The 11,759-nt window shown below is 60.2% G+C and carries 11 protein-coding genes; 3 read left to right on the forward strand and 8 right to left on the reverse strand.

The window, feature by feature from the left end; genetic code table 11:
- Positions 1–24 precede the first annotated feature (24 nt).
- Positions 25–957, forward strand: a complete 933-nt coding sequence (locus ACIPIN_RS07565) for a 1-aminocyclopropane-1-carboxylate deaminase/D-cysteine desulfhydrase (RefSeq protein ID WP_401117140.1) — start codon at positions 25–27, stop codon at positions 955–957.
- Here ACIPIN_RS07565 and ACIPIN_RS07570 read toward each other — a convergent pair.
- The 3 genes from ACIPIN_RS07570 to ACIPIN_RS07580 all read right to left on the reverse strand — a co-directional run bounded on the left by ACIPIN_RS07570 (position 944) and on the right by ACIPIN_RS07580 (position 3,786).
- Positions 944–1,501 carry a cytochrome b gene (locus ACIPIN_RS07570; protein ID WP_401117142.1) on the reverse strand — a complete coding sequence of 186 codons (558 nt, stop codon included), beginning with the start codon at positions 1,499–1,501 and terminating at the stop codon, positions 944–946. The two genes, ACIPIN_RS07565 and ACIPIN_RS07570, sit on opposite strands and share 14 nt — an antisense overlap.
- A 199-nt stretch (positions 1,502–1,700) precedes the next feature.
- A complete protein-coding gene (phnX, locus tag ACIPIN_RS07575) occupies positions 1,701–2,528 on the reverse strand; it encodes a phosphonoacetaldehyde hydrolase (RefSeq protein ID WP_401117144.1) in 828 nt (275 codons plus the stop codon).
- Positions 2,529–2,676: 148 nt separating this feature from the next.
- The gene (locus ACIPIN_RS07580) at positions 2,677–3,786 is read right to left on the reverse strand and encodes a 2-aminoethylphosphonate--pyruvate transaminase (protein ID WP_401117146.1); all 1,110 of its coding nucleotides are present in this window, start codon (positions 3,784–3,786) and stop codon (positions 2,677–2,679) included.
- Between the two features lie 111 nt (positions 3,787–3,897).
- On the opposite strand from ACIPIN_RS07580, the gene ACIPIN_RS07585 reads away from it, so the two are divergent.
- Positions 3,898–4,758 carry a LysR substrate-binding domain-containing protein gene (locus ACIPIN_RS07585; protein WP_401117148.1) on the forward strand — a complete coding sequence of 287 codons (861 nt, stop codon included), beginning with the start codon at positions 3,898–3,900 and terminating at the stop codon, positions 4,756–4,758.
- A gap of 154 nt (positions 4,759–4,912) precedes the next feature.
- Here ACIPIN_RS07585 and ACIPIN_RS07590 read toward each other — a convergent pair whose 3' ends face one another.
- Entirely contained in the window at positions 4,913–6,781 is a 1,869-nt protein-coding gene (locus ACIPIN_RS07590; protein WP_401117150.1) for a type VI secretion system Vgr family protein, read from the reverse strand.
- Between the two features lie 141 nt (positions 6,782–6,922).
- Between ACIPIN_RS07590 and ACIPIN_RS07595 the strand changes: the two genes are divergently transcribed.
- Complete coding sequence (locus ACIPIN_RS07595) at positions 6,923–7,627, forward strand: YebC/PmpR family DNA-binding transcriptional regulator (RefSeq protein WP_401117152.1); 705 nt, start codon at positions 6,923–6,925, stop codon at positions 7,625–7,627.
- A 136-nt stretch (positions 7,628–7,763) separates the two neighbouring features.
- On the opposite strand, the gene ACIPIN_RS07600 is transcribed toward ACIPIN_RS07595, so the two are convergent.
- From ACIPIN_RS07600 to ACIPIN_RS07615, 4 genes are all read right to left on the reverse strand, one after another.
- Complete coding sequence (locus ACIPIN_RS07600; protein ID WP_401117153.1) at positions 7,764–9,089, reverse strand: protein kinase; 1,326 nt, start codon at positions 9,087–9,089, stop codon at positions 7,764–7,766.
- Between the two features lie 90 nt (positions 9,090–9,179).
- Positions 9,180–10,316 carry a cell division protein ZapE gene (gene zapE / locus ACIPIN_RS07605; RefSeq protein ID WP_401117155.1) on the reverse strand — a complete coding sequence of 379 codons (1,137 nt, stop codon included), beginning with the start codon at positions 10,314–10,316 and terminating at the stop codon, positions 9,180–9,182.
- A gap of 186 nt (positions 10,317–10,502) precedes the next feature.
- Complete coding sequence (locus tag ACIPIN_RS07610) at positions 10,503–11,255, reverse strand: anti-sigma factor family protein (RefSeq protein ID WP_401117157.1); 753 nt, start codon at positions 11,253–11,255, stop codon at positions 10,503–10,505.
- Positions 11,252–11,758: an RNA polymerase sigma factor gene (locus ACIPIN_RS07615; protein WP_401117159.1), complete on the reverse strand. Its 507-nt coding sequence runs from the start codon at positions 11,756–11,758 to the stop codon at positions 11,252–11,254. Before ACIPIN_RS07615 ends, ACIPIN_RS07610 begins: the two co-directional genes overlap by 4 nt.
- Position 11,759 lies beyond the last annotated feature (1 nt).

Here is an 11,759-nt window from a genome sequence, read left to right on the forward strand (position 1 = left end):
CTCTTTCCCAAAGAGCCGGTATCAATGCTTTCTCCTCCTTTTGACTGGCTCCCCCAGGCCCCTCTCGAGCGTCTTCACCTGGACTGGCTCACACAGTCCGGTGTCGAGGTGATGGTGCTGCGTCTGGACCAGATCGACCCGCTGATCTCCGGCAACAAGTGGTTCAAGCTCATTGATCACCTGAGGGTGGCCCGCGAGGCGGGTGCCGAAGGTGTGATCAGTCTGGGTGGCGCCTGGTCCAACCATCTGCATGCGCTGGCGGCCGCGGGTAAGCGCTTTGGCTTTCCTACTGTTGGCCTGCTGCGCGGGCATCCGCAAGACACCTCGACCGTGCAGGACTTGCAGGCCTTTGGCATGCACTTGCACTGGTTGGGTTACGGCGGTTATCGCGCACGCCACGAACCGGGTTTCTGGCAGCCATGGCAGGCGCAATACCCGCATCTGCATCCAGTCCCCGAAGGCGGTGGTGGTTTACTCGGCGCGCGCGGTTGTGGGCAATTGCTGACGCAGGTCGGCGAAAAGTTGAGCGAGTTGGGTTGGAATGACCATGACGGCTGGTGGCTGGCCTGCGGAACCGGCACCACGCTGGCCGGGCTGGTGCTGGCCGAGAAGGAAAGGCATCCGGTGTATGGCGTGCTGGCGGTGCCCGATGATCATGGTGTGACGCAACAGGTCGAGGTGATTCTCGGCGAATGCGGCTTGCCGGACCGGGGATATGAGTTGTTCGACGGCAGTCGCGGTGGCTTCGCCAAAGTCGATCCAGTGTTGTTGGGGTTTATCGACGAGACCGAGCAGGCCTGTGGTATGCCATTGGAGCCGCTATACACCGGCAAGGCGCTATTGGCATTGAAGCTACAGATCGAAGCCGGGCGTTTCGCCTCCGGCACACGATTGATCTTTGTGCACACCGGCGGTTTGCAGGGTCGCCGGGGTTTTGCGCCGCTCAGTCAGGGCTGATGCGCTTGGGCATCATCCGCAGCAGGGTGTTATCGCGCACCACGTAGTGGTGATACAGCCCGGCCGCGGCATGCAGGCCGATCAACCAATAGCCGATGGTGCCCGCGAGCTGGTGCCAGCCCTGGATTTGCCTGGCCAGCGGTTTGTCTTCCCCGATCAACAACGGCAGGTCAACACCGTAGAACATCACTTGCTGACCTTTGGCGCTAGTAACCAGCCAGCCGAGAATCGGCGTGGCAATCATGAATATATACAGCGCCCAGTGCATCAACCGGGCAAGCACGGTTTGCCATTGGGGCGAGGCCGGGAAGATTTTCGGGGCGCTGCCCAGACTGCGGGCAAACAGCCGCAACCAGACCAATACGAACACCGTCAGGCCGAGCATGTAGTGTGCTTCCGTGATCAGGGTCCGCCCGCCACTGCCCTTGGGAAAGATCCCGCGCAGTTCGATACAGGCGTAGACCACCGCCAGCAGTACCAGCATCAACCAGTGCAGCGCGATTGATACGGTGCTGTAGCGTGATTCGGAGTTCTTCCAGGGCATACGGTTTTCCTCGCTTTTCAGGTCTGAAGTCTCCGTTCTTATGCGACGGAGTGCTTTAACTGTAATCCTGTTTGCGTGGATTTGCCTGAGTCAGATCAGGCTTTTCTGCCTCATCGAGCGCTCTGCGACAGATGCTTGGGCAAAAAACGGCGCCAGCCCCGTTCAAGGGCTGGCGCTTTTTTGCGTTACGGCGCGGCAATCAACTGCTTTGCGGCATCTCACCGTTGGCCAAGCGCTTGTTGATGTCGGCGATAACTTCCGGCAGGTCGGTGATGGTGTCGATCATGTAGTGCGGGCGCGAGCTTTCGAACATCGCGTGAATGCGTTTGCGTTCGCTGGCGAGTGTGTCGCTGCCCAGCGCGCGATAACCGTCGTAGGTCAGGCCGAGCGCGTTGCCTGAGCAGATCAGCGCGACGGTCCACATGCCGGCCCGGCGACCTTCGAGAATGCCCGGCACGGTGTCGTCGATCTTCACACACGCGGCGACGTCGTCGATTCCCAGGGCGATCACGTTGGCCAGGGCCTGAGCCGGCCATGGGCGGCCATTCGGCACTTCGTCGGTGGCGACCACATGGTCAGCCACGTAGCCGTTGGTGGCGGCCAGTTCGACGACTTTGTCCATGACTTGCTTCGGGTAACCGGAACACGAGCCGATTTTGATCCCTTGCCGACGCAGGTTGGCGATGGTGTCCAGGGCTCCCGGGATCAGTGCCGAGTGCTCAGCGATTTTTTCGATTTGCAGCGGCATGAAGCGTTTGTAGATGGCGGTCACGTCATCGTCGGTCGGCGTACGACCGAAGACCTTGCGATAACGTTCGGCAACTTCTGGCTGATCGCAGAGGGTGCGAATGTGGTCCCACTTGCCCATGCCCATCGGTCCGCGGGCTTCTTCAATGGAAACCTGGACGTCGAATTCGGCAAAGGCTTCGACGAAGATCTGAGTCGGCGCGAAAGAACCGAAGTCGACCACGGTGCCGGCCCAGTCAAGGATGGCGGCTTGCAGTTTGTTTGGGTTTGTATAGTTCATGGTGATCAGAATCCTGTGAGAGCTAACTGTGTGGAATGATCTTTGTGGGAGCGGGCTTGCTCGCGAAGAGGGTCTGACATTCAGCAATAATGTTGGCTGACAGATCGCTTTCGCGAGCAAGCCCGCTCCCACAGGGGACTGTGGTGGTTCAGATGTCGAGGACTTCCATTTCGCGCAGCACGTCGGCTACCGCCGCCACCGCCGCTTTCATCTCGGCCTGATTGACGTGGCCGATGCAGCCGACGCGGAAGGTTTCGACTTGGGTCAACTTGCCCGGGTAGAGGATGAAACCCTTGGCTTTCACCCGTTCGTAGAATTCTTTGAACTGGTAGCGCGGATTTTTCGGCGCATGGAAGGTGACGATGATCGGCGCCTGGATCGAGGCGGGCAGGAAGCTGCGCAAACCGAGTTTGGCCATTTCATCGAGCAGCACTCGGCAATTGTTCGCGTATCGCTGATGCCGTGCCGGCAGGCCGCCTTCTTCGTTGTATTGCAGCAGTGCTTCGTGCAGCGCCGCGACCACGTGGGTCGGCGGGGTGAAGCGCCATTGGCCGGTCTTGGCCATGTAGGTGTATTGATCGAACAGGTCCATTGCCAACGAGTGGGAGTTGCCGGCGGCATTCGCCAGGGCGGCTTTGTTGGCGAAGACGAAACCCATCCCCGGTACGCCTTCCAGGCATTTGCCCGAAGCGGCGATCAGTGCGTCGAACGGCACTTTTTGAGCGTCGATCGGCAGTGCGCCGAAGGAACTCATGGCGTCGATGATCAGACGTTTGCTGTGCTGGGCGATGACCTGGGCGATTTCCGGCAAGGGATTAAGAATCCCGGTGCTGGTTTCACAGTGGATCAGCGCCACGTGGGTAATGCTGCTGTCGGCCAGTAGCAGGCGGTCGACGTCGGGGGCGGTGGTCGGTTCGTCTTCGGCAGTTTCGAAGGTGCTGAAAGAGCGACCGAGCACTTCGCAGATTTTCGCCAGACGTTTGCCGTAAGCGCCGTTGATCAGTACCAGTACTTTACCGTCGCGGGGCACCAGGGTGCCGATGGCCGCTTCGACGGCGAAGGTGCCGCAGCCCTGTAACGGCACGCAATGGTGGCTCTCGGCACCGTTGATGATTGCCAACAGTTGTTCGCAGAGGCTGGCGGTCAATTGGTTGAAGCGGTCATCCCATGAACCCCAGTCCACCATCATCGCCTGACGGGTGCGCTGCGACGTGGTCAATGGGCCGGGGGTCAGCAGGATGGGTTCGGCAGTACTCATTCGGGTGGCCTCGCAATCGGTGGGATGAAGCTGCGGGAGATAAATTGCAATTTGGCGAGCTATCAATCAAATTGTTTATTGTTATGCCAGCCATCAGTAAGGCCGATAGCTATGAACCTGTTCCAACTCCGTGCATTTGATGCCGTGGCCCGTGAAGGCAGCTTCACCCGTGCCGCGGCCCGTTTGTTCATCAGCCAACCGGCGGTCACCGGGCATATCAAGGCGCTGGAGGAGCACTATCAGATCACCCTGCTGCGGCGCACCGCGCGGCGGGTCGAGTTGACGGAGGAGGGCATCAAGCTTGCGGCCATCACCCGAGCGATGTTCGGTCTGGCCGAAGAGGCACAAGTGATGCTTGAGGCCAGCCGGCAGTTGTTGACCGGTCGCCTGGAAGTGGCGGCGGACGGCCCGCACATGGTCATGCCGATGCTCGCCAGCCTGCGTGCGCGGTATCCGGGGATCACCGTGAACCTGCGGCTGGGCAATGCCCAGGAAACCCTCGCGGCGTTGTTGTCCGAGCACGCCGATGTCGCGGTGCTGACCGAGGTCGAGCCGCGCAAAGGCTTGCACCTGCAAGCCTTGGGCGAGTCACGGATTTGCGCGCTGGTGCCGGAGGGGCACCCGTGGTCGACGCTGCACGAAGGGGTTGCGCTCAAGCAACTGGATCAGGTGATCATGGTGTTGCGTGAGCCGAGTTCGATCACCCGTCGCACGTTCGATGAGGCTTGCGCCCAGGCCAGGGTCAATCCTCGGGTGCTGCTGGAACTGGACAGCCGTGAGGCGGTGACCGAGGCGGTGGCGGCCGAGTTGGGGGTGGGCGTGGTGTCTTCGGTGGAAGTCAGCCACGACCCGCGTGTGCGGGCGGTGCCGATTATTGGCGAAGGGCTGGTCAACCGGCACATGATCGGCTGCATGGAGCGGCGCCGGGATCTGCGCTTGATACAGGCGTTTTTCGGCTTGGCACCGACTTGATGACAGACCGCGGCGCGGCCATCGCGAGCAAGCTTTGCTCCTACGTACAGCGGCGTCTGTAGGAGCAAAGCTTGCTCGCGATGAGGCCAGTACTGACTACACAAGGCTCTCGCGCACCATTTCCAGAAACGTCGGCGCTGAACGTCAACAAACCCTAGGGAGTAGCGTCCGGACGGTTCACCAGCCAATCGAACAGCAGACGGGTTTCGCGAGGCGGACGCTGAGTGCTGGCAGGGTTGGTATTGTTGATAAAGCTCAGGCGTTGCTCGCTGTTCCAGTGCTGCTGGAAGTAATCGGCCAGCGCCACGCATTGCCCTGGATACAGCAGGCAGAGCTGTTTAGGGGTACGGGCGAACTCGCTGGTCAGGCGCTGTTTCTGTTCATTCGTCAGCGACAGGTTGCCCAGTGCCCGGCTTTTACCGGTCATCACCACATCGTCACGGTTGAGGCTCCCGAGTTCCTTGAGCCTGGGACGCGGCATGCGCACGATGTACCACGTGGTGTCTGCCAGGCGTTCGGTGGTGGCGGGAGGCCGTTCGAACAAATAGATCTCGCCGCTCCAGCAAGTCGGCGATGGCTCCTGCTCATTGCCCCTCTGTAGCGGTTCGCCCGGTGGTACGCAAGCGATGCCCGCGCAGAGCACCGGTCGATCAGGATCACCATCGAGGAAACTCACGTGCACCTCGCTGCCAGCCAGTGGCAAGCTCGTGCGCCCCGTCCCGGAGTGTGCAATCGGCAACCAGATGCTTGAGGAGCCTTGCCCATCGGATTGCGGGTCAGGCCACAGGCAGATATTGATTCGCCCGTGTTCGTCGACGTGCGGCGGCTTTCCTGCTGGGCCGAGGACCTGAGCCATCTGGTAACCACTGATACACGGCCTGGAATGTTTGAGGGCCGGTCGGAACGCGGTTGACCAGGGAATGGCCTTGAATTGATTGCGATAACCCTCGGTTTCAGGCAGCGCCGTGTCGACATCAGGCTGTTTGCCCAGGTGCAGCACTTCGCTTAACAACCATTGATCGTTGAACGCCGGAACGGGATGCCCGGTGACTTGCAGCAGCCGGCCGCTGAGCAGTTCGGGCAGTGTACTGTGGCCCTGGATCTGGCGATGCAGGCTGCGCAGCCGCTCGAGCTCGCGGCGACCGAACTGGTTGCACCGGGCCTTTTGGGGAGTGATTCGGCCCGTTGGGTGCAGGCTGTCGAGGTCTGTCTGGTTTGCAGAGTCTTCAGGTTCGGTGGTTGCGAGGTCAGTTCTGGCGTGCTGTTGAAAGGTGGTTTGCGGCCCTGTGGTCGGTCGGCTATGGCATTGAAAGAGCTGGCTGATCCGTGGCTGTTCGGCATTCAACGCGCTGGGGTGAAAAGCACTCTCGACCGGCTGCTGCGCAAAGCTTTCACAGTCATCGGCGAACACCAGCACATGCCCCTCGCATTGGTGTTCGAAGTGAAAGTGGATACCTTCCTCTTCGCACAGCCGTTGCAACAGGTGCAGATCGGTTTCATCGTACTGAATACAAAACGGGCGCCGCGGATACTCACCGTTTGGCAGCTCAAAACGATAACTGTCGGGCGGCAGTCGATGCTCTGCCAGCAGCTGGCGCAGGATCTCTGGCACGCTCAGTTGCTGGAATACCCGTCGACAGCGCTGTTGCTCCAGCGCAAGCAGGCGGGGGGCCAGGTTCAGGGTGTAGCCAATCTGCTGTGCGCCGCAGTATTGCAAGCCGGCGCTGTGGATGATGCCGTGAATGCCAGTGTTGTGGCTCAGGCGCAGAAATGCCGGCTGATGTAGCAGTTGATCCAGATTCATTGCCGGCAGTGGGCCGAGCATTTCGATGTCGAATCGATAGATCTGGTTGAGGGCTTCGCGACCGCTGAACTGTCGGACCTGAAAACTCAAGGCGAGCTCGGTGAGCGTCAGGGTGAAGGGACTTTCCATGTTGTTGCGCATCAAACACTCTTCTGCCTTGAAGTACGGGGCACAGAGGTTACGAAACACTGGCGCCCAATAGTCACGGTAAACCGACATTTCAGAAAAGCCCTACAACAGGTTGTGACGATGTCGATCGCTCACAACACTTTTTGGTCGATTGCCAACTTTTTGCCGTATAAACTTGCGCAAAGCGTCGGCCAATAGATGTCTCGGCGCCACAGATCAAGAGAGTGAGTAATGGGCGCACAGTGGAAGGTTAAACACAAAGAAGCGGCAGCCAACGCCAAGGGCAAGATCTTCGGCAAACTGGTGAAAGAAATCACCATTGCTGCACGTAACGGCGCTGATATCAGCACCAACGCGCACCTGCGACTGGTGGTCGAACAGGCCAAGAAAGCCTCGATGCCGCGTGAAACCCTGGAGCGTGCAATCAAGAAAGGTTCGGGCCAGCTCGGCGAAACTGTGCAGTATCACCGTGTGACCTACGAAGGCTTCGCCCCGCATCAGGTGCCGCTGATCGTTGAATGCGTGACCGACAACATCAACCGTACCGTAGCGGAAATCCGCGTAGCGTTCCGTAAAGGGCAGTTGGGTGCTTCCGGCTCCGTGGCCTGGGACTTCGACCACGTTGGCATGATCGAGGCGTCCCCGGACACCCCGGATGCCGATCCGGAAATGGCCGCCATCGAAGCCGGTGCACAGGATTTCGAGCCGGGCGAAGACGGCGCGACCCTGTTCATCACCGAAGCCACCGACCTCGACTCGGTACAGAAAGCCTTGCCTGAGCAGGGTTTCACGGTGTTGTCGGCGAAGCTCGGTTACAAGCCGAAGAACCCGGTCAGCGGTTTGACCGACGTGCAAATGGAAGAAGTCGAAGCCTTCCTCGAAGGCCTCGATAACCATGACGACGTGCAGGACATGTTTGTCGGGTTGGCGGGTTAAACCGTACTGTCGGTTTGTGAGCTGATTTGTGGCGAGGGAGCTTGCTCCCGTTCGGCGGCGCAGCAGTCGTCGTTGTTGGGACGGTTTCGCCATCCAGCGGGAGCAAGCTCCCTCGCCACAGGGTTTGAATGTGCCGCTAGTGATTCGATTGGCAGGCGGCCAACTCGCGCACGATCTCGCTGAATCCTGGGCGCGCCAGCACATCCGGCTGACAGCAGCGGCTCTGCAAGTCCATCAAGCGCTCACGGCGTTCAACGCTCAAACCTGAGTCGATCCGCTCCAGCAACTCACCCAACAGAATCCCGAACGCCCGCACTTCGATGCGTTGCAGCGCGCGCGTCTCTAGCGTGTCTGAGGTGGCATGGAAGGACGCCGCGCCAAAGTCGCCCAACAAGCAATCGCCGTGCTCATTCCACAGCGTATTGTGGCCATACAGGTCGCCGTGGGTGATGCCCTGCTGATGCAGGTGCGCGGCGGCCGAGGCAATGCCGCTGGCGATCCGCAGTGCCACTGTGGCACTGAAGCGGGTGTCCTCTGCGTAAACATCACGACTGCAAGAGGCCAGGCTCGGCAACGCCGCCAGGTTGTGATAGCTCGGTTCGATCAAGTGCATGACCAATCCGGCCTGCGCCTGTGGATGCCCGACGATCCGGCCCTCGACCTTGATCAGATTGGGATGAATGCCAGCGGTGATGCAGGCATTCATTTCATGCAGCGGTGAGCCGTCGCTGGTCATGTGCCCTTTGTAGAGTTTCACCGCGACCTTGCGCTCAGGCTGTGAAGGCTGCTCCCACAACGCTTGGTGAATCACCCCGGACGCGCCTTCGCCCAGTTGTTGCTGCAAGTGCAACTGCGACCAGGGAATGTTCGCCGTGGCTTCGAGGGCGGCGGCATCGGCCTCGGTTTCCAGCGGGTTGCCGGCGTACGCCAGCCATGCGAGCCCCGGCAATGTCAGCAGCCACTGCGGTAATTCGGTCATTCGGTTGGCGGCGATGCGGATCAGTTCCAGCTGATGGCACTGGCTCAAGCTCGCGGGCAGGCTTTGCAGGTGGTTGCCGGCCAGCATCAGTTTTTGCAGGTGTGGCCGTTCGCCCAATTCGCTCGGCAACTCGCTGATGCAGTTGTCGGTCAGGATCAGCCAGCGCAGCAGTGGCGGCAACGCGGCGGCCGGGACTCGCTCAAGGCGATTGGCCTTGAAACCGATCATCGTCAGTTGTGCGCATTGACCCAGGCAGGTCGGCAGTTCGCGGAACTGATTGTCCGAGCAAAACAGCACGCGCAGACGCGTCAGGCGATGCAGGTCATCCGGCAAGCTGCTCAAGGCATTGCCGCTGAGGTTGAGCACCTCCAGCGAATCCGCCAGATCGAAGATTTCCTCGGGGAACTCAGTCAGGCCGCACGACAGATCCAGACGTTTGAGCCCCGCAAGCGCGCCGGCCTGCAGTTGTGCAAGGGTATGCATGAACACATCCAACCAATGAGAAGAGAACGGCGTGTAGCCCACAAAAAAAGCGCCGCCATGATAACGGCAAAACCCGCTGCCCTGGACGCTTTATAGCGCCGGCCCGACGTCCACCAGTTGTCCCAGACGACTGCGGGTACGCGCCAGGTCGATGGCGTCGCCGCCCAAGTGCTCGCGCAACGGCCGTTCGCCGAGCAGGATCAGGCGTTTGTCCTGATCGTAGAGCACGTCGATCAGGTTGATGAAACGCTGTTGAGTGGCGATCGGACAGTCCGCCAGATCCGGCAGGGCGTCGATGATCCAGGTGTCGAAGCGTCGGCACAGTTCCAGGTAGTCCATGACCGCCGTCGGTTGTTCGCACAGGTCGTTGAAGGTAAACGCGATGGTTCGATCTTCCCAATGCCGAGCCTGAAGCTGGCGAGTGCCGACCGGTAGGGCAATAGCCGAAGCATCCTGTTGAGGCAACTTCAAGGCCTGACGTTGCGACGCCGTGGTTGGCCAAATGTATTGGCCCTGGGTAAACACCTGCTGCGAATGGGTTCGCACCTGGCTGCGGTAATCGTGAGGGCCGCCGACTTCCATGACCTGCATACGCGAATGGATCAGGTCGATGACCGGCTTGAAACGTGCGTGGTAGAGCGGGTTGGGCAACAAGCCCTGGGGTGGATAGTTGGACGTGACCAGCAGCAGGATGCCGCGCTGGAACAGCGCTTTGAACAACCGGGTGATGAGCATCGCGTCGCCGATGTCATGCACGTGAAACTCGTCGAAACACAGCACGCGGCAATCCCTGAGCAGTTCATTCAGCGTGCACGCCAGCGAATCGGTCTGTGCACGATGGCGGAACATGCCCTGATGCAGTTGCGCAAAAAAGTCATGGAAGTGCACACGTTGTTTTTCGGCAACCGGCAATGCCTGGAAAAACCCATCGAGCAACCAGCTCTTGCCTCGGCCGACCGCGCCGTGCAGGTAAAGGCTTCGAGTTGCCTGCGCAGAGACGCAACTGCCCGGCAGCGCATTCGCCAATTGCGCCATGCAGTCGATCACCCGTTGCTGGCTGTGACTGAGGGTGTAGCCCTGACCGTGGGCCTTGTGGCGAAAGTAATCGTCGATCACCTGGCCGTTTGCGCTGTTGTTTGCAGGGTCGACGAGGGGCTTGCCGAAGAGCCTGTGCAGGGCCGGCCAACGTGGTTTGAGTCGTGAACGGTTTGGCGGGATAGCGGCCAAGTGTTGTCCCCCCCTGGTCTTTTTGCCTGCTCCCCCTGAGCGATGGCGGTGCAATTCTAACCAAACGGTGAATTTTCCTTCCACCGGTGTCGATGAAAGTCATGGATTGTTCGACAAAAATAGACAGTCGGTACAGCTTTTTGCCTATGAAAGTCGCTGAGTTTTTAGCCGATTATTATGCAAGTCTTAAAACCTCTGCATCTGCTTGAGCATTTGCGTCGCCGGATCCCGGGCTTCGCTGACCATCGCATAGTTGTACCCGGCCCCCGACCAGTACTCAGCCTGCAACTCGCCGTCGCTACGACTGCCGCGTGGCAGCAGGCTGTTCTTCGGGCCTGGCGGGCGGATGTAAAAACTGATTTTGCGGCCACTCTGGTCCTCGTACATCACCATCGCTGCGGGCCCTTGGTCGGTGCTCAGCAAACGTCCGCTGACCGGTTTGAACCCCGAGTTGGCGAGGTTCGGCAAGCGATTGGCCTGGGAGAAGTAACGGTCGAGCCAGCTCTGCATATCGCCGTCATCGAGGACCTTGTAATCGGCCGGCAGGATGCCTTGCTGGGCGAACATCCGGTATGCCTGCATCGCATCGGTCATCGGCGGTGTCATGCCTGTCATGGTCATTTCCCGTGCTTGCCAGCCGCTCAGGCCGCCGACGCTGACTGCGATCAGTAATACGGCGGCGCTGGCCAAGTGGCGGCGGGACTGACGTTTCAGGCGCTGGCGAATCACGCGTGGGTCGAGGTTCGGGTTGGGCGGTTGCTGCAAGGCGCCGCTCAAGGCTGCGCGCAGTTGCTGGGTATCCTGTTGCCAGGCCTGAACCTGCTCGGCAATGTGCGGGTTGGCCGCCAGGTACGTTTCCACCAGGCGCCGGTCCACGTCGTTGAGTTGATGGTCGACGTAGGCGTGCAAGTCATTAACGCTTGGGGGCATGCTGATCATTTGAGTATCCGCAAAGAAGGGCTGGTGATTTCGCCGTCGCTGAGCTGGCGCAAGGCCTGGCGGGCGCGGGACAGGCGAGACATCACAGTGCCGGTGGGGACGTCGAGAATCTCGGCGACCTCCTTATAACTCAAGCCTTCCACCGAGACCCAAAGCAGCAGCGCGCGTTGCTCGGTGGTCAGTTTGTCGAAGGCTTGCAGCGTCGATTGCGCCAACACCGTGCGCTCGACCGAGGGCTGCGCATCGTCGCGACCGGTGAAGAACTCAAGCATTCGCGCATAGCGCCTCGAACGCCGATGAGCGTCGAGAAACTGCCGATACAGAATCGAAAACAGCCAGGCGCGCAAATCGCCGTCCTGGCGTTTGTCGCCCCAACCCGACAGCGCCCGCTCCAGGCACGACTGCACCAGATCGTCAGCGTTGCTGGGGTTGCGCGTCAGCGACACGGCAAACCGCCGCAGCCTGGGGATGAGTTCACGTAACGGTTCGTCGAGATCGTTCATG

The organism is Pseudomonas sp. NPDC087697, from assembly GCF_044743155.1.
GTDB lineage: Bacteria > Pseudomonadota > Gammaproteobacteria > Pseudomonadales > Pseudomonadaceae > Aquipseudomonas.

Bases quoted from the DNA above. Each gene is read 5' to 3' on its own strand.
- ACIPIN_RS07565 (WP_401117140.1), top strand. From the start codon at position 25: ATGCTTTCTCCTCCTTTTGACTGGCTCCCCCAGGCCCCTCTCGAGCGT.
- ACIPIN_RS07570 (WP_401117142.1), bottom strand. From the start codon at position 1,501: ATGCCCTGGAAGAACTCCGAATCACGCTACAGCACCGTATCAATCGCG.
- phnX (WP_401117144.1), bottom strand. From the start codon at position 2,528: ATGAACTATACAAACCCAAACAAACTGCAAGCCGCCATCCTTGACTGG.
- ACIPIN_RS07580 (WP_401117146.1), bottom strand. From the start codon at position 3,786: ATGAGTACTGCCGAACCCATCCTGCTGACCCCCGGCCCATTGACCACG.
- ACIPIN_RS07585 (WP_401117148.1), top strand. From the start codon at position 3,898: ATGAACCTGTTCCAACTCCGTGCATTTGATGCCGTGGCCCGTGAAGGC.
- ACIPIN_RS07590 (WP_401117150.1), bottom strand. From the start codon at position 6,781: ATGTCGGTTTACCGTGACTATTGGGCGCCAGTGTTTCGTAACCTCTGT.
- ACIPIN_RS07595 (WP_401117152.1), top strand. From the start codon at position 6,923: ATGGGCGCACAGTGGAAGGTTAAACACAAAGAAGCGGCAGCCAACGCC.
- ACIPIN_RS07600 (WP_401117153.1), bottom strand. From the start codon at position 9,089: ATGCATACCCTTGCACAACTGCAGGCCGGCGCGCTTGCGGGGCTCAAA.
- ACIPIN_RS07610 (WP_401117157.1), bottom strand. From the start codon at position 11,255: ATGATCAGCATGCCCCCAAGCGTTAATGACTTGCACGCCTACGTCGAC.
- ACIPIN_RS07615 (WP_401117159.1), bottom strand. From the start codon at position 11,758: ATGAACGATCTCGACGAACCGTTACGTGAACTCATCCCCAGGCTGCGG.